This window comes from Rossellomorea sp. QJM3NY_18, assembly GCF_056173145.1.
Map to the genome: position 1 here is coordinate 3,030,867 of NZ_CM149659.1, position 17,697 is coordinate 3,048,563.

Here is a 17,697-nt window from a genome sequence, read left to right on the forward strand (position 1 = left end):
GACAACAATATAAAAAAACCACCCGACCACAAGATCCTACTCTTGTAAACGGATGGTTTCTGCTTTTACTTCCCCCACTGTCAGCCAATCGGAGGCGATCCGTGAAAAAATCGCCGAAGATCCTGTGTTGAAAAAGCGGTGTTCCGGCTGAAAGACTCCCCTGTACAGGAGGTTGTAATAATCAAGGATCGTACTGACTTCCCGGGCGGTTTCGTCCCCGGAACTTATGACACTGATCTCAGGGCCCACATAAGCCTGTATCTTCGGCTGCAGCAATGGATAATGGGTACACCCCAGGATCAACGTATCAATCCCGGACTCTTTAAGGGGATGAAGCGTCTCCCCTACAATATCAGCCGCCATGGAACTGTCGTACTCTCCACTTTCCACTAACGGAACAAACTTCGGACAGGCGAGTGACGTGACGTCCAGACTACCGTGTAGGGAGTGAAGGGCCTCCACATAGGCGCCGCTATTAATCGTCCCCACGGTTCCAAGGACACCGATCTTCCTATTATGAGTATGCTTGATCGCAGCACGGGCCCCAGGATGAATGACCCCTATCACCGGGATGTCCAAGTGTGTCTGAATTTCATCCAGCACAACCGCAGTGGCTGTATTACAGGCAATGATCAGCATTTTGATATCATATTGCATGAGATATTGAGTCATTTCCCACGTGAAAGCTTTTACTTCTTGTGCTGATCTGGGTCCGTAGGGGCAACGGGCTGTATCACCTAAATAATAGATGGTCTCTTTCGGCAGCTGACGCATCACTTCTCTTGCGACGGTGAGCCCCCCTACCCCAGAATCAATGATGCCGATTGGTTGAATCACATTATTCCCTCATTCTGGTTTAATTTCTTGATGAAGTTTTGCTAAAAGATCTTTTAATAATAGCACTTCCTGGTCAGAGAAATCCGTTAAGGCACTCTGTAAATAATTCTGCCTTTTCTTGATTACTTCTTCAATAATTCTTTCGCCCTCTTTTAACATATGAATGCGCACGACGCGACGGTCATTCTCATCCTTGACCCGCTCCACTAACTGGTTTTTTTCCATTCTATCAACAAGATCCGTCGTAGTACTGCAAGCAAGGTACATCTTATTTGAAAGATCTCCAATTGTCATATCCCCATATTCGAATAGCCATTGCAGCGCGATGAACTGTGGAGGCGTGATGGTGTACTGACTTAATATCTCTCTTCCTTTTTGCTTAATGATTGATGATATGTATCGCAGGTCTTTCTCAATATCTGCCACAACTTGTATATCTTCAGTGGATTGCTCTTTAGAATTCGTCATTATTTCTCTCCTTTTACATTCAGAAACCGGACATTTACTCCTTTTGATAACTCGGAACGCTTTAGTTTTAGCTCCGTATATCCATAATTGGTTAAGCACGTATTCCCCTTACTAGCATTTTCGCCTTTTTCGTGGAAAAATTCAAGACAAGTTCTCAAAAGGGAACAGAACTAAAAGAGACTGACCCTCATTCAAACATTAATAGGTATCATGTTTAGAAACCTGTTAATTGTTCGGCATCAGAATCAGTCCCTTACATTTAAAGCTTGAGTTCCCCCATGCGAAGAAGCTCTACAACAGCTTGAGATCGCCCCTTCACTCCAAGCTTTTGCATGGCGTTGGAAATATGATTTCGAACTGTTTTCTCGCTAATAAATAGATCACTAGCAATTTCTTTAGTTGTTTTGTCTTGAACCAACAGTTCGAATACTTCTTTTTCTCTTTTGGTGAGCAACGGTTTGTGTGTAAAATCATTGTCCTTCAATTATGGTAACCCTCCTTGCCTTCGCCAGCTTTAAACCGCGGGGATGGGTATTGTTGGTCGTCAGAATATCATATGTGAAGGTAGGGTTTAGAGTGACATAGAGAAGGAAGTTAGATGAAAAAATAGGCAGCGGTTTCTTTCACAACCTAAACCGGGCTCGAGACCACCTTTTCGCTGTGGAGCTTCGCCTTCATTTCTCCCGTCCAAGGGACACCTTTTCCAGTTTCCTTTGATATTTGCACCATGGTTCCTCTACCAGTAAAGCAAACCTGTTCTTCTTCATTCAGACCCATGTAATGTAAATCTACTGAAGAGCGACCAACACGATCTGCCTTCACATATACCTTCAACGTCTCGTCGAAGAATACTTGTTTTACAAAATCACATTGTAAATCTGCAACGACAGGGATCGTATCATGCTCGGGTTTAACCCAGTTTTGCATAAATCCAATGTGCTTTAAATATTCGATCCTGGCTTCTTCAAAATACGTGAATGGAACGGTGTTATTCATGTGTCCAAACATATCAGTCTCAGAAAACCGGACCTTAATATGGATAGAAAATGAAAATTCTTGTTGCCATGTTTCTATATCTTCAATGTATGTAAAATGTTTCAAATTGGCTCCTCCTTTAGTAAACGAAAATGGAAATAAAAAATGAATGATCATTCATTTTTATTATACCCCTTTTCTGAAAAATAAGAAACCTATATGCATAAAATGGAGCCGGCAAGAAAAACCGGCTCTTTCCTACCTATTCTTTTCGTTCCACGATTCTTCCCTCCACTTGCGGGGAAACAGGGGAATGCCTGGTCAGATACTCACTCATCACCTCATACAGATTGAGGTGCAACTCGGATATCCTGCCGTTTTCCTTCGCTTGTCTCAATACCGTGAAACCATCCCCTCCATCTGCAAGGAATGCATTGACTGCGACCCCGTACCTCTTGGAATGGTCAAGAGGAGCCCCTTGTATTTTCACTTCCGTTATTCTATTGCCAATGGGCTTTGAGGGATCAAAGCGAAATGTCATGCCCGATACTTGAAGAAATTGACCTGTCTCCCCGTCCAGGTTCGCTACACTGTGTTCCAAGGCGAGAAGGATCTCCTCACCCGTCAGGTTCAATGTGACAAGGGTATTCCCAAATGGCAGCACCTCCAACACATCTCCCAAGGTAATGTTCCCCGTACCGATAGAATTTCTGATTCCACCACCATTTTGAAATGCGATTTGGGTCGGGGCATATTGATTCGCTTTTTCCAGCATGGCATCTGTAATGAGGTTGCCTAGATTGGTCTCTTTGGTCCGAACGTCCTGACGATTACCATTTAATAGAATGTTCGTTACACCAACATCCATGGTCTTTACTACCTTTTCAATGGGCTTCCGCAATTGTGCCAATCTCTTTTCTGCCCAATGATCAGGAGGATAAACGTCATTCCCTATTTGATCTTTGGCCAACACATCCAGCAGCTCACCATTCCACCCGGTCAGCACCCCTTTTTCGGAAAATACAACCGTTAATTTACCAAGTGACTTTCCATACTCATCCGCCTGTACAATCAGAGTCGGTTCCGATTTCAAATTGTACACAAGCTGGGGTTCTAATCGTGTATGAGAATGGCCGCCGACAATGATATCGATTCCTTTCACCTTTTGAGCCAACACTTTGTCTTGTCGAACTCCCAGATGAGACAGCAGGATGATGTGATTCACGCCCCTTGCCTGAAGTTTTGTCATCTCTTCACGCACTTTCTTTTCGGCATCAAGAAAGACTATCTTCTTATCTGGAGCAGAAAGGAAAGCCGTATTTTCGGTTGTGAGTCCGATGACGCCAATCTTCACTCCCTTGACAGTTTGAATGATAAAAGGGTAAATCTTTCCACCTTCTGACTGTTCCGGAATATTACTTTTCATTAAAGGAGCAAGATTAGGATCAAGACGGACATCCGCATTGCTGCTCACCACGGGAAAGGATAATTTCTTAATAAAGTTCGCCAGCACCTCACTTCCCTTATCGAATTCATGATTTCCCAGCGTCATGGCGTCATAGCCAATTTCATTCATGAATGCAGCATCTGCCTGTCCAAGATATTCATTAAAAAACAACGTACCCGAAAACACATCCCCCGCATCCAGCAAAAGGGCTTCCCTATCCTTTTTACGCTCTTCTTTAATTGCTGTATGCAAATACGGAACATTTTCCAAATGAGAGTGAACATCATTCGTATGCAGGATCGTCAGACGGAAAGATCCCCCATCTTCCTCTTCCTTTGCTTTCACCTCATCCAGGTCAACAGGGGATAGATTGGATAACAAGATGACGAATATCAATCCGATTCGCTTCACACTCATCACTCCATATGCTCATTTGTAGTCTACTATGCGACAATTGACTTCATTTTATGAGCCATAACAAAAAAGCACTCCCCCGAAGGAAAGTGCTTTTCATTAGAAAGTACTAATCAACCATATGGTCGCTTCCGAAGAAGTTTTTGAACATTTGGAACGTGGTTTCACGGTTTAGTGCCGCAATCGAAGTCGTCAAAGGAATTCCTTTTGGACAGGATTGAACACAGTTTTGTGAGTTCCCACAGTTGGCAAGTCCACCGTCGCCCATGATTGACTCAAGGCGTTCATCCTGGTTCATGGCACCTGTTGGATGCGCATTGAACAAGCGCACTTGAGATAATGGTGCTGGTCCGATGAAGTCTGACTTACTGTTTACGTTCGGACAGGCTTCCAGACATACACCACAAGTCATGCATTTCGATAATTCATATGCCCACTGACGCTTCTTCTCAGGCATACGCGGTCCAGGACCAAGATCATACGTCCCATCAATCGGAATCCATGCTTTCACTTTCTTCAAGCTGTCAAACATGCGGCTGCGGTCTACCTGCAGGTCACGGACAACAGGGAATGTGCGCATAGGCTCAAGACGGATCGGCTGTTCGAGTTGGTCGACCAAAGCCGTACAAGACTGTCTCGGTTTACCGTTGATGACCATTGAACAAGCTCCACACACTTCTTCCAGACAGTTCATGTCCCAGTTAATCGGAGTTGTGTGTTCCCCTTTTGCATTGACCGGATTACGACGGATTTCCATCAAGGCGGAAATGACGTTCATATTCGGTCTGTAATCAAGTTCGAACTCTTCTTGGAAAGGGGCTGTTTCCGGGCTTTCTTGACGAGTTATGATAAAACGGACTTTTTTATTTTCACTCATCATTTACTTCCCCCTTTATTCTTAGAATAGTCACGCTTACGCGGTGCAATCAGTGATGTATCTACATCTTCATAATGGAATTCAGGAGTGTTCGTCGCGGCATTGTATTTTGCCATCGTCGTTTTCAGGAATTCCTCATCATTACGGTCCGGGAAGTCAGGTTTGTAATGGGCTCCGCGGCTTTCGTTACGATTTAATGCACCGATTGTGATGACGCGGGCAAGTTGCAGCATGTTCCACAATTGACGTGTGAATGTCGCCCCTTGGTTGCTCCATTTAGCCGTGTCATTGATGTTGATATTTTGGTAACGTTCCATCAATTCCTGGATCTTTTCATCCGTTTGTTGAAGCTTGTCATTATGACGTACGACCGTTACGTTATCCGTCATCCATTCCCCAAGCTCTTTATGGATGACATAAGCATTCTCAGTGCCGTTCAGAGACATGATGTTGTTCCATTTTTCTTCTTCCTGTTTCACATAGCGGTCGAATAATGAAGATGGGACAGATTCTACTGTTTTCTCAAGTCCTTCAATATACTTAATCGCATTAGGACCTGCAACCATACCGCCATAGATAGCGGATAGTAATGAGTTAGCCCCTAAGCGGTTACCACCGTGCTGAGAATAATCACATTCACCTGCTGCGAATAAACCAGGGATATTCGTCATTTGATCATAATCGACCCATAGTCCACCCATTGAATAGTGAACGGCAGGGAAGATTTTCATTGGGACTTTACGTGGATCATCGCCCATGAACTTTTCATAGATTTCAATGATTCCGCCAAGCTTGATATCAAGCTCTTTTGAATCTTTATGAGACAGATCGAGGTAAACCATGTTCTCGCCATTGATACCAAGCTTTTGGTTTACGCACACATCAAAGATTTCACGTGTTGCGATATCACGGGGTACAAGGTTACCATATGCAGGATACTTCTCTTCAAGGAAGTACCATGGCTTACCGTCTTTGTATGTCCATACACGTCCACCTTCACCACGCGCCGATTCACTCATAAGACGAAGTTTATCGTCACCAGGAATGGCTGTCGGGTGAATTTGAATGAACTCACCATTTGCATAATACGCACCTTGTTGATAGACGATTGATGCAGCTGAACCCGTATTGATGACAGAGTTTGTAGACTTACCGAAGATGATCCCCGGTCCACCGGAAGCCATGATTACGGCATCTGCTGCAAATGATTTGATCTCCATCGTTTGAAGGTTCTGGGCAACGATCCCTCTTGCGACTCCATCGTCATCAATGACGACTCCAAGGAATTCCCAACCTTCGAACTTGCTTACTAACCCGGCCACTTCATGACGGCGAACCTGCTCGTCCAATGCATATAATAATTGCTGACCAGTCGTTGCACCGGCGAAAGCAGTTCTATGATGCTGCGTGCCACCGAATCGACGGAAATCCAGTAATCCTTCCGGTGTACGATTAAACATGACACCCATACGATCCAGCAAATGAATGATCCCGGGTGCTGCTTCCGTCATTGCCTTAACAGGCGGTTGATTCGCTAAGAAATCCCCACCATAAATGGTATCATCAAAATGCACCCAAGGAGAATCCCCTTCTCCCTTTGTGTTAACGGCTCCATTAATACCGCCTTGCGCGCAAACAGAGTGAGAACGCTTAACGGGTACCAGTGAGAATAAATCGACTTGCGTTCCTTTTTCTGCTGCTTTAATTGTGGCCATCAAGCCGGCTAAACCGCCACCGACAATAATGATTTTGCCTTTACTCATCGTGACTCACTCCTTTTCCTACCATACTTCTAAGAGCACTTACCTATCTATCAGACTCGTATATTTTTTCTGCTTATACGAAGGCAAAGATTGCACGCATACCGACAATCGATAACGCAACAAAAATCCCGATCGTAACATATGTAGCAATTAATTGAGAACGAGGTGTAACCGTAAGTCCCCAGCTAACGCAGAATGACCATAATCCATTTGCAAAGTGGAAAATCGTTGAAAGAACACCTAGCACGTAAAATCCTAACATCAACGGATTGGATAAAATATTTTCCATCATCTGGAAATTCACTTCAGCGCCGAACGCTGCAGCGACCCTTGTTTCCCAAATATGCCATGTTACGAAAATAAATGTGATCACTCCAGATACGCGTTGAAGTAAAAACATCCAGTTACGGAAATAACCAAACCTGCTTGCATTATTCTTGGAAGTGAATGCAATGTAAATTCCGTAAATTGCATGGAAATACAATGGAAGGAAGATGATAAAGATTTCAAGGAAATAACGGAAAGGAAGACTTTCCATAAAATGTGCCGCCTGGTTAAATGATTCTTCCCCACCAGTGGCAAAATGGTTCACGACTAAATGTTGTGTTAAAAATAATCCAACTGGAATAACACCTAGCAATGAATGAAGCCTGCGATAATTAAATTCTCGATTTCCAGCCATGATTTACCCCCCTTAATGATAAAATATGAATTCGTTTTCTAATACCTTTCACTAATGATTAGACAACGATACATATTTTATATTGTAACAATAATGTGACATGTTCATTTTACTCCCAAGGAGTGGAAGCGTCAAGAAAACGTATACATAAATTCGACAATACCGCAAAAATATTTTCAATATATCAACAACGAAAAACATGAGGTTTTGCCTGATTAAATGTTCGAAAATTCTAATAAATAAACAATAAATATTATAGCACCAAAATATCCCAAGGTCATTTTTTCAAGGTATGGGATGATAATTACCTCTTTCATGTATATAATAGTTTTATAGAAAGAGGGGATTTACTTGGAACAGAAAAAAGAAGAAGTACATCAGCCGTCCGTTCCAATCTTCGGATATGAAATGTTACGCGACATCTTGATTCCAGACATATTAGGAAAGCACACACCCGATATCCTGTACTGGGGAGGAAAGCAGCTCTCGAGGAAATTCCCCCTTCAGTCAACGGAAGAAATTTCTTCCTTTTTCGAGGAAGCAGGATGGGGCACCCTTACACTTCTGGAACAAAAAAGAAATGAGATGACATTTGAATTGAATGGACCTGTAATCGAACGGCGTCTGTCACTGAAAACGGATGTGAACTTCAAACTGGAAACGGGCTTTATTGCCGAACAAATTCAGCTTCTAAGAAAATGTGTGGCAGAAGCTGCTGACGAATTACATAAACGGAGTCAATCGGTCAAAGTGGTTGTAAGATGGGACGACAAAGACCGGATTGAGTAGTCAATCTCCTAGTAAAGGGTTGCCCTGAACATTCAGGACAACCCTTTTTCATAATGATCTTACAGCGTGACTTCTTCCATCTTCACGGCATCCAGATGAAAGGCCGTATGTAAGACACCTGCCGCCTTTTGCATATTCTCGCCATCCACTACTGTCGACACTTTAATTTCAGAAGTGCTGACCATTTTCACCACAATGTCATTTTGAGCCAGTACTTCAAACATTTCCGCGGCCACACCCGGGTTTGAAATCATCCCCGAACCGACGATGGAAACTTTCGCAAGCCCACTCTCATGCTCGACGTGTGTGAAATTCAACTGCTCTTTATTTCGTTCCAGAACAGCGAGGGTTTCATCGAGATCGTGCTCCTTGATGGAGAAAGATAGATTGGTCGTTTTCTGATCCGTCTGGGTCTGAATGATGATATCTACGTTCAAATGATTTTCGGCCAACGTTGTGAACACAGATGATAGTCCTGTTAAAGCATTTCTCAGTCCAAATACAGTGACGCGTGTAATTTCATTCTCAAAGGCTACCCCTCGTACGATTAAGTTCTGTTCCATGCTTGCTTCCTCCTCAATATACGTTCCTTCCACTCGTTCAATGCTGGATCTGACTTCTAAAGGAATTTGATAATTCTTGGCAAACTCCACAGCCCTTGGATGCAGGACCCCCGCCCCGAGGTTTGCAAGTTCGAGCATTTCATCATAGGAAATCGACGGTAACTTCCTTGCTCCTTTTATATAGCGGGGGTCTGTCGTGTAAACCCCGTCTACGTCTGTATAGATGTCACAGCGCTCCGCTTTCAGGGCAGCTGCAATCGCAACGGCCGTTGTATCCGACCCGCCCCTGCCAAGTGTTGTGATTTCACCCGAATTTGTCATGCCCTGGAATCCCGCCACGATGATCACTCTTCCTTTCTGAAGGTGAGTCGCCATTTTATCGGTATGAATATTTGTAATCCTTGCATTGCTGTGGACAGATTCCGTTTCGATGCCAGCCTGCCAGCCCGTGAATGAAATGGCATCATGTCCCGATTGGATAAGGGCCATCGTAAGGAGTGAAATGGTCACCTGTTCCCCGGTTGAAAGCAGCATATCCATTTCTCTTTTGCTCGGTTGGGACGTGATCTCCCTTGCAAGACCAACAAGTGTATCCGTCGTTTTTCCCATGGCAGATACGACGACGACCACATCATTCCCTCTTTCTTTTTCTTCAATGATCCTAGACGCAACATTTTGAATTCTTTCCACAGACCCTACTGAAGTCCCACCGAATTTTTGAATAATAATACTCACGACTTCTCCCTCTTTCTGAGCGTCGCCGCTCTTTTTCATGATGAAGAGTACAATCACAATCATCCTAAACGTTCATAGGACAGGATCTTTATAACAAAATCCTGCGCTGATAATAAAAAAAGCAATGAGAATAATATCTCATTGCTTTATGAACATACAGCAGAACATACAAATAGGTTCATCGGCATTGTGAGATAGCTCTCCAAGATTGAATCATCTTGACAATCCTGCATTTCTTAAACGCAGGACCAGCGGATATAGCATGAGACTATAACCACTTCGGCGATTCTCCCCTTTCCAGGCATGTCGGCGGGGCTCATACCCCTCTTTACCTGTACTTTTGAAGTTCGCACCTCTATCACCACTTAAAAAGTGATAATGTTATAAATTTTTGTTAAGTATAGCATAGGGGAAATATTGATTCAATGATTAATTGAGTCAATATTTCATTTTATTGTGTTTTCGTTGGAAGTTTTGAATGAGCATACTGTGGTTGATTTGCGCTCCAGCTGCTCGCTTTCCGCGGGGCGTGGGTTGAGCCTCCTCGGGCTAAAGCCCTGTGGGGTCTCAACTTCCACGCGTTTCCCGCAGGAGTCGAGCACCTTGCGCTCCAATCAACTCTGCTTATTCACTAATTACTGCTGAAGTAATAAATAAATCGACCAATCTTTCTATTAAAAGTAAAAGATAATGGCTTTCAATCATTACTTACTTCAACTTCTCCACCAATATCTTTGCCACGGCTTCTGGAATTCCGATTTCTGTAAATTCCTCCACTGTCGCTTCTTTCATCTTTTTCATTGAACCAAAGTGTTTAAGAAGCTGTTTTTTCCGTTTTGGACCGATACCGTCGATGTCGTCAAGGGTCGACTGGAATGCGCTCTTTCCTCGAAGTTGACGGTGGAAGGTGATGGCGAACCGGTGAACTTCATCCTGGATCCGCTGCAGGAGATAAAATTCCTGGCTGCGCTTTTCGAGGGGGACGATCTGTAACGGGTTTCCGTACAGCAATTCCGACGTCTGATGCTTGTCGTCTTTCGCAAGGCCACCGATCGGGATGTCGAGACCCAATTCATTCTCAATCACATCCCTTGCCGCTTCGATCTGACCTTTTCCTCCATCGATGATGATGAGATCCGGTAAAGGAAGTCCGTCTTTCAACACTCTCGTATATCTCCTCCGGACAACCTCCCTCATGGAATCATAATCATCTGGCCCCTTGACGGTTTTAATCTTGTACTTGCGGTATTCGTTCTTGGCAGGTTTCCCGTCCAAGAAGACGATCATCGCCGAAACAGGATCACTTCCTTGAATATTTGAGTTATCAAAGGCTTCAATCCGGAAAGGCGTATAAATGCCCATATGATCCCCCAAGCGCTCAATGGCTTTAATCGTCCGCTCTTCATCTCTCTCGATCAGTGCGAATTTTTCTCCAAGTGCCTGTTTGGCATTTTTCTCTGCAAGCTTCACAAGCTCTTTCTTCTTTCCACGTTTCGGCCGGGTCATTTTTACCTCCAGAAGTTTTTCCGCGAGATCGATATCAATCGCTTCAGGCAGAAAGATCTCTTTCGGCTTAAAGTGGTTGGATTTGGAGTAGAACTGACCTAAAAACGTGAGAAACTCATCCTCAGGTTCATTATAGAGAGGGAATAATGACACATCCCGCTCAATGAGCTTACCTTGCCGGACGAAGAATACCTGAACACACATCCAGCCCTTATCAACGAAATATCCGAACACATCACGATCCGTGAAATCGGTCATCGTCATTTTCTGCTTTTCCATGGTCGCTTCGATATGAAGAATCTGATCGCGGAATTCCTTCGCTCTTTCAAATTCCAGATTTTCCGAGGCTTCATTCATTTTCACCGTCAGCTGGTTCTTGATTTCCTTGTATCCGCCGTTCAAGAATCGGGTTATTTCATCTGTCATGTCACGGTATGTGTCTTTGCTCACTTCTTTAATACAGGGAGCAAGGCATTGGCCGATATGATAGTAAAGGCAGGCACGGTCGGGAAGATTCGAACATTTCCGTAAAGGATACAAGCGGTCGAGAAGTTTTTTCGTTTCATTTGCCGCCCCGACATTAGGATAGGGACCGAAATACTTTCCCTTTCCCCGTTGGACCTTTCTTGTGGTAATGAGTCTCGGGTGGCGTTCATTCGTTAACTTAATGAACGGATAGCTTTTATCATCCTTCAACATGACATTGTATTTAGGGTCATACTTTTTGATCAAATTCATTTCGAGGACAAGGGCTTCCAGGTCAGATGACGTCATGATGTACTCGAAATCCTCGATCTCCCCTACCAGCCGCTGGGTTTTCGCATCATGGGAGCCGGTGAAATAGGAACGCACCCGGTTTTTCAATACTTTGGCCTTTCCCACATAGATGATCGTACCCTGCCTGTCTTTCATTAAATAACAGCCCGGTTGGTCGGGAAGCAGCGCTAATTTATTCGTGATATTCTGATTCATCCTTCTTCCTCCTCCCTCTGTTTCTCCCATTTATATAATGTCAGGTCGTGATAGATGGGATCGATGAGCTCACTGGAATGGAAATGCTTCTCGACTTTAACGAATCCATCCACCTGGATCCCCTGTTTTTTAAACCCTTCGACTACTTTATCTGTCAGATAAATATCTCGTTCAGGGTAATACCCTGCGTCAGTGGTAAACACTTCGTACGTTTGTACTTTCTTATGAATAAAAGGGACGTCAAGATACTCGAGTACCCTGGACTCTTCCCATGTATATACGACGAGAGGCTTTCCTTTCCCTTCACTCTCTAAATAATCGGCCATTTGATAGACAGCCGGAACGTCCGATGCATGTTTATATAATAACGTACTTGTATGGTAAACCTGAAGCAGAAGGAATGAGAGGACAAGTTTGAAACCTGCCCGGGAAAGTCGTTGTGAAAGCAGCTTTCCCGCTCCAAGGAACAAAGCGATCCCGATCAAAGGCAAAGCATGACGGGGCTTCATCACATTCTGGGCAAAAAGGGCCCAAAGAAAATAACTTCCCATTAGCATCAGCATCAGGCTTGTCATATAACGATTCCCGTGTGAATCCTTCCTTACTGCAGCCAAACCGACCACCATTAGAATGAGAAGGAGCAGGGATTCACCTACACCCCCAACCCAAATCGTGTTGACAAAGATCAGTTTCACGATTCTGTCCAAGAGGCTTAGATCTGAGGCACCGATCGTTCCCCCCATTCTTGAAAATGTCCGTTCGTGAAGGAGAGGGCCAATCGGAGGAAGCTTTCATATCCCCCTTCTGACATGCTGATGCCCGCTACCCAGAGGAGCTGGAACAGGATTGCAATGAGGAGGTAAACGAAGGTATCCAGGAATGTTACCATGCCTTCCTTCCACTTTCTGTACAGGACCATCAGGATCCCGATTCCAAAGACCAGATAGGATAATCTGATTCCAAGAAGCAGGCTGAATAGGAACAGGGGAAGGATGAGAAATCCGTTATGAGTTCTCTCATTGGCGAAAACCAAACTCCATATGTACCACCACATCACCCCGACTGCCGCTCCCTCGGACATCGGCTGATTCACCATCAGGACTGTGAAGCTGCTCGTATAAACGATCGCCGCTGCCATCCCTGCATAAGCCGGTCGCACGATTCGTTTCATCAACAGAAAAAGAGGGATGATCGCACTTCCATATAGGATGATATTAAATAGGGTCAGGGCTTGGACGGGATCTCCCACCATCAGATGAAGGACCTTGCCTCCCAAGATGAAATAAGGATATCCTGGGAAATGGGGCTGCATCTGATACATATCAAAATGCAGGACACCCAGTGCAAAATCCACCATATCCCAAGTAGCCGCGTAGGATGGGATCCACATCACCTGAAGAACAAAAATAGCCATCACAGCAAATGCCCCTGCCACATTCGGCCAACTCATAAACTCCCCACTCTTCACTCTCAACGACTTCACCCTCATACTTTGTTAGACTCTCAACCATTAAAAAAAGCACCAAACATACATTCCTTTAAAGAGTGTACACCTTTCGAAAAGGGTGTTCAATCATTAAGGGTAATGAGGTTTGGCACTGATACAATTTATTTAGCTTGTGGACTCAAATCCTTCACTCCGCCTTTGACCTCTTCCTTTGCTTTCACCGACTCCCGCTTCGGTGCAGTCAGGAAGTAAATCGCTACGAAATAGCCGATATACGAAATCACTTCTTCGATGGACGGCATGGAAGAATATCCGAACAACGCTTTAAGGAAAATGCCTACATCACCGGATAACAACGGGGCAGTTCCCGTATCACGCAAGTAATGGGCGTAATCGATCGGATGCTCAGGCAGTATCCAGGTCAGGTCGTAAAGATGTGGAATCACACTGCCGATCAACCCTATATCCTGCATCATGGAAATCGCCTGTACAAGAAGTCCTGCAGATATGAGGATAATGAATGCACCGGTCACTTTAAAGAAGCTCTTCAATGAAATTCTCATTGTGCCTTTAAAGAAGAAGTAAGCTACGACACAACCGATGACGACTCCCGTAATCGCTCCCCAGCCCTGCATGGCCGCTCCGATATCCCCACCTGTGATGGCGGCGAAAAAGAATACGGTCTCCACACCTTCGCGGAGCACAACGAGGAACGAGTGGATCACCATCCCGACAATATTACCTGTCGAAATAAAATGCTTCATTTTCCCTTCCATGTTTCCTTTAAGATCACGGCTGTGCTTCGCCATCCAAAAGACCATCTGGGTAAGAAGGACGGAGGAGACCAGCATGATGCCGATCTTCAGGTACATCTCGCTTCCCATGGCGGCAAATCCCGTAAAGACGACCTGAAAAAGCATCGCTACGCCTACACTGGCTATTATCGCTAATCCTGCACCCAGCCAGACAAACTTTGTAAACCGGCCATGATTCGTTTTCTTCAGATAGGTAGTGATGATCCCGATGATCAGTAACGCTTCCAGAACTTCACGAAAGGTGATCAGTAAAGCTTGTAATTCCACATTAGTTCCCCCTTACTTGCTTAAAGACTATTTCTATAGTGACCTTATTTACGTTTTCTGACGGCATACACAATCGCTGCAGCAAGAACCCCCACGATAATGATGATGGGTAACCAGTTCTTCAGGTTGGAAATATCCGTCCACTCCTGTTTCCCGCTTGATTCCTCAGTGGCACTTTCAGAAAAATGTCCGACTTCAAGACTTTTAATGTCGAATTCTTTTTGCAGCGAATCCACTATGAATGTTTTACTTTCTTTAAACGCGTCCTGATCGGATTCCTTTGTTCCGACTCCGAACAACCCCGGGTTCCCGAGGGATGAGAGCGCTTGATCGAATTCAGTCCTGATCTTTTGATCCAATTCAGGGTTTTCCCCTTCTACTTTCGGGGATAACGTTTTATATGTAGCAAATCCTTTTGCGAGTAATCGCTTACTCGTATCATATTCCGAGAAGTTTTTATCAATGCTTTCAAGTCTTCTGGCAATATTGAGGACAAGGAGTTCATCCAGGTTTTCAATTGCCTCTTTCTTTTCTTTGTTATCAAGGTTCTGAAGGATGATCTTCGAAGGTTCTTCACCCATATGCTGATCCACTTCTTCTCGAACCGTTTCATAAATCTTTTTGGACTCTGAATAATTCGGAGGGTCTTCATCAAGCTTGATCATGATTTCTTTATACGCTTCTGCTATCTTCTCCTCACTCGGGTCGCCGTATGAATAGGCGGATGCCTGTGAAGACAGCAAGATACTTCCTAATAAAAACAGTAGTACGGTGGTTATGAACGATTTTTTCATGTATGATTCCCTCCTATTTTCAATGATAATGATTATCATTCGTATTGTCAATAAAAAATAAGTACTCAAGCATAGGAGCCGGAGTACTTATTTTTTGTTAAAGATGAGGTTTTATGTTGTTATTTTGCAAAATGGTTCGTTCCTTCATCTGAAGGGATGTAATGGGCCTGCTCTTCCACATATACCTTCTCCACCGGTTTTTTCATCTCTTGTATAATGGCGGGAAGAACAGAAGACATATAGGCTTTGAACTTAATGAAGGACCGGCCCGTCGTTCTCACATAATATAAAATCGGGATTTCCTTCACCCGAAATCCTTTACGGATAAGGTTCAAGGTTAACACTTGAGCATAATTGTAATCATGTATGATTTCAGCATGTTCCATGGCCTGTCTCGAGAACGCCCTCATACCGGACTGCCCATCGTAGATCCACTTTCTGAGAAGGACGCATTGAAGAAGGGTAAAACAATAGTTGCCCAACCGGCGGTGAAGCTTCATCCCATTGATGGTACCCAAGAATCTAGACCCCATGGTATAATCTGCTTCCCCTTTAAAAATCGGCTGCAATAGTTCGGGTATTTGTTCTGGCGGGTACTCTCCATCCGCATCAATCATGACCCCGATGTGAGCATGGAGGTCAAAGGATGCACGCAGTCCTTCTCTCACCGCGGCACCCAGGCCCCGATTATTCTCAAATGTTATGATGTGATCGGCACCAGACCTTTTAGCCACTTCAACCGTTCGATCCGTTGACCCGTCATTGATGACCAATACTTCCACATCTACGGAAGGGTGGAAGGAGCGGGGCACCCGCTTAATGACATCCCCGATCGACTCTTCTTCATTATGGGCCGGCATAAACACAATGACTTTCTGTTTATTCATGTTGCTTCCAACGCTCCTTTAACGCCTCGTTGAGGACAGGTCCCCTGCTGTGACTCGGAAATGGCGCCCCTAATAAATGGGCGATGGTAGGGGCCATGGAAACAAGACTTCTTTTCTCCTGGACTTTCTCTCCCTGTTTGATCCCCGGGCCGACCATAAAGAATGGGACGTATCTTTCCCCTTCATCCAGATGACCATGTCCGCCGATTCCATCTGCCTGTCCGTGATCCGCACATATCATAAGGGTCGTGTTCTCCATCTTCCCTTCCGTTTCGAGCCACTTGACGTATTCTTGTATCAGGCGATCCGCCTCTTCAATCTTTTCGATGTATTCATCATATAGGACGCCCCTGCTGTGCCCGATTTGATCTGTACCGATCAATTGGACAATGAATAGATCAGGGTCCTGTTCTTCCATGATGACTTTCGCTTTATTGATAATATTTCGATCTGCTTTGTCTTTATGCATCACGGCAGTGACCGTCTCAACATCTTTGCCGAAGGAATCCACCAGATGGGCAATCCCCAGCATCTTCCCTTTTTTCCCTACTTTCCGTAGAGAATCAAAGATGCTTTCCACCTTGATCCCAAGCTTCCAGACCATATTGGATTTCATGCCGTGTTCCTTCGGATAAGTGCCTGTGAACATGGACGAAAAGCAGACAACCGTTCTTGCAGGATAGACGGTTTCCATATTCAAATACTCGGTCCCCTGTTCCATCAATGAATCAAGATATGGCGTATTCGCTTCATAGAAGCGTTCTTTCCTCATCCCGTCGATCACGATGACAACCACTTTTTCATTCATCAGCTCCTCGTCAATCGCCTCACCGGTTGTAAAGGAGTCATACTGCTTCGGCTTCCAGTCAAAAAGGAAATGGTGAAGAATGAACGCTAAAGCGAATACTGCACCGCAGAATACGAAATAATGAGTGGCCGGAAGCAGTTCCCCTGTGGCTAGATTCGTCATCATTCCATCCCACACCGCTAGCAGCAGCAGGAATTTCGGAAGCTGTTCCTGGGCATTTCCGCTCGTTGAGTCACTGTTCTTCAACACCAGTTTCCAAAAACGGGTGAAATTCAGCCAATCCGTCCCGATCCGGAGATGGTAATAAAATGTTCCCCAGAAAAAGACGGTAAAAAAGAAATAAAGACCAATCCCGAAGCCCCACAGAGCTAAATTGGGTGATTCAAAGAATAACAGATAGCCGATGATCGGAATCCATAAATAGTTTCTCAGGAACAACGGAAAATCATAATAGAAATACAAAATAAATAGGGGTAGGGTAAACAGCAAGCTTATGAGGAATGGAAACCATTCCCCTTGCAGCAACCCTTGTAAATGAAAGAGTGTCATGGTCCCTATGACGAAAATAGGGGTGAATGGTTTCCCTTCATTCAGCAGGTTCCAGCATCTGGCCGCCGTTTTTTCAAATTTTGATGCGCTCTTCAATTTCAT

The 17,697-nt window shown here is 44.5% G+C and carries 17 protein-coding genes and 1 riboswitch; of the genes, 1 reads left to right on the top strand and 16 read right to left on the bottom strand.

What is annotated here, in order from left to right; all coding sequences use genetic code 11:
* Positions 1–36: 36 nt before the first annotated feature.
* The 8 genes from racE to AC0VXY_RS15700 all read right to left on the bottom strand — a co-directional run bounded on the left by racE (position 37) and on the right by AC0VXY_RS15700 (position 7,463).
* Positions 37–837: a glutamate racemase gene (gene racE / locus AC0VXY_RS15665; protein ID WP_435989957.1), complete on the bottom strand. Its 801-nt coding sequence runs from the start codon at positions 835–837 to the stop codon at positions 37–39.
* A gap of 9 nt (positions 838–846) precedes the next feature.
* The gene (locus AC0VXY_RS15670; RefSeq protein ID WP_475525787.1) at positions 847–1,305 is read right to left on the bottom strand and encodes a MarR family winged helix-turn-helix transcriptional regulator; all 459 of its coding nucleotides are present in this window, start codon (positions 1,303–1,305) and stop codon (positions 847–849) included.
* 259 nt (positions 1,306–1,564) lie between these two features.
* Complete coding sequence (locus AC0VXY_RS15675; protein WP_032087424.1) at positions 1,565–1,789, bottom strand: helix-turn-helix domain-containing protein; 225 nt, start codon at positions 1,787–1,789, stop codon at positions 1,565–1,567.
* Between the two features lie 146 nt (positions 1,790–1,935).
* The gene (locus AC0VXY_RS15680; protein WP_435989955.1) at positions 1,936–2,406 is read right to left on the bottom strand and encodes an acyl-CoA thioesterase; all 471 of its coding nucleotides are present in this window, start codon (positions 2,404–2,406) and stop codon (positions 1,936–1,938) included.
* 136 nt (positions 2,407–2,542) lie between these two features.
* Positions 2,543–4,144 carry a bifunctional metallophosphatase/5'-nucleotidase gene (locus AC0VXY_RS15685; protein ID WP_475525788.1) on the bottom strand — a complete coding sequence of 534 codons (1,602 nt, stop codon included), beginning with the start codon at positions 4,142–4,144 and terminating at the stop codon, positions 2,543–2,545.
* Between the two features lie 106 nt (positions 4,145–4,250).
* The gene (gene sdhB / locus AC0VXY_RS15690) at positions 4,251–5,018 is read right to left on the bottom strand and encodes a succinate dehydrogenase iron-sulfur subunit (protein ID WP_060671328.1); all 768 of its coding nucleotides are present in this window, start codon (positions 5,016–5,018) and stop codon (positions 4,251–4,253) included.
* Positions 5,018–6,781 carry a succinate dehydrogenase flavoprotein subunit gene (sdhA, locus tag AC0VXY_RS15695; protein ID WP_435989953.1) on the bottom strand — a complete coding sequence of 588 codons (1,764 nt, stop codon included), beginning with the start codon at positions 6,779–6,781 and terminating at the stop codon, positions 5,018–5,020. Before sdhA ends, sdhB begins: the two co-directional genes overlap by 1 nt.
* A gap of 73 nt (positions 6,782–6,854) precedes the next feature.
* Complete coding sequence (locus AC0VXY_RS15700) at positions 6,855–7,463, bottom strand: succinate dehydrogenase cytochrome b558 subunit (RefSeq protein ID WP_098439694.1); 609 nt, start codon at positions 7,461–7,463, stop codon at positions 6,855–6,857.
* A gap of 351 nt (positions 7,464–7,814) precedes the next feature.
* Here AC0VXY_RS15700 and AC0VXY_RS15705 point away from each other — a divergent pair, with 351 nt between their 5' ends.
* The gene (locus AC0VXY_RS15705) at positions 7,815–8,252 is read left to right on the top strand and encodes a YslB family protein (protein WP_435989952.1); all 438 of its coding nucleotides are present in this window, start codon (positions 7,815–7,817) and stop codon (positions 8,250–8,252) included.
* A 59-nt stretch (positions 8,253–8,311) separates the two neighbouring features.
* On the opposite strand, the gene AC0VXY_RS15710 is transcribed toward AC0VXY_RS15705, so the two are convergent.
* The 8 genes from AC0VXY_RS15710 to AC0VXY_RS15745 form a co-directional block, all read right to left on the bottom strand.
* Complete coding sequence (locus tag AC0VXY_RS15710) at positions 8,312–9,550, bottom strand: aspartate kinase (protein WP_475527877.1); 1,239 nt, start codon at positions 9,548–9,550, stop codon at positions 8,312–8,314.
* Positions 9,551–9,737: 187 nt separating this feature from the next.
* Positions 9,738–9,916, bottom strand: a riboswitch (Lysine riboswitch).
* Between the two features lie 342 nt (positions 9,917–10,258).
* Positions 10,259–12,028 carry an excinuclease ABC subunit UvrC gene (gene uvrC / locus AC0VXY_RS15715; RefSeq protein ID WP_435989950.1) on the bottom strand — a complete coding sequence of 590 codons (1,770 nt, stop codon included), beginning with the start codon at positions 12,026–12,028 and terminating at the stop codon, positions 10,259–10,261.
* Complete coding sequence (locus AC0VXY_RS15720; RefSeq protein ID WP_475525789.1) at positions 12,025–12,735, bottom strand: hypothetical protein; 711 nt, start codon at positions 12,733–12,735, stop codon at positions 12,025–12,027. Before AC0VXY_RS15720 ends, uvrC begins: the two co-directional genes overlap by 4 nt.
* A gap of 5 nt (positions 12,736–12,740) precedes the next feature.
* On the bottom strand, positions 12,741–13,502 hold the full coding sequence (locus AC0VXY_RS15725) for a hypothetical protein (RefSeq protein WP_475525790.1): 762 nt from the start codon (positions 13,500–13,502) through the stop codon (positions 12,741–12,743).
* 134 nt (positions 13,503–13,636) lie between these two features.
* Complete coding sequence (locus AC0VXY_RS15730; protein WP_475525791.1) at positions 13,637–14,557, bottom strand: FTR1 family iron permease; 921 nt, start codon at positions 14,555–14,557, stop codon at positions 13,637–13,639.
* A gap of 44 nt (positions 14,558–14,601) precedes the next feature.
* Entirely contained in the window at positions 14,602–15,351 is a 750-nt protein-coding gene (locus tag AC0VXY_RS15735; RefSeq protein WP_475525792.1) for a hypothetical protein, read from the bottom strand.
* A gap of 119 nt (positions 15,352–15,470) precedes the next feature.
* Positions 15,471–16,238, bottom strand: coding sequence for a glycosyltransferase family 2 protein (locus AC0VXY_RS15740; protein ID WP_435989946.1), 768 nt, complete (start codon positions 16,236–16,238; stop codon positions 15,471–15,473).
* Positions 16,231–17,691: an alkaline phosphatase family protein gene (locus AC0VXY_RS15745; protein WP_475527878.1), complete on the bottom strand. Its 1,461-nt coding sequence runs from the start codon at positions 17,689–17,691 to the stop codon at positions 16,231–16,233. Before AC0VXY_RS15745 ends, AC0VXY_RS15740 begins: the two co-directional genes overlap by 8 nt.
* Positions 17,692–17,697: the final 6 nt, after the last annotated feature.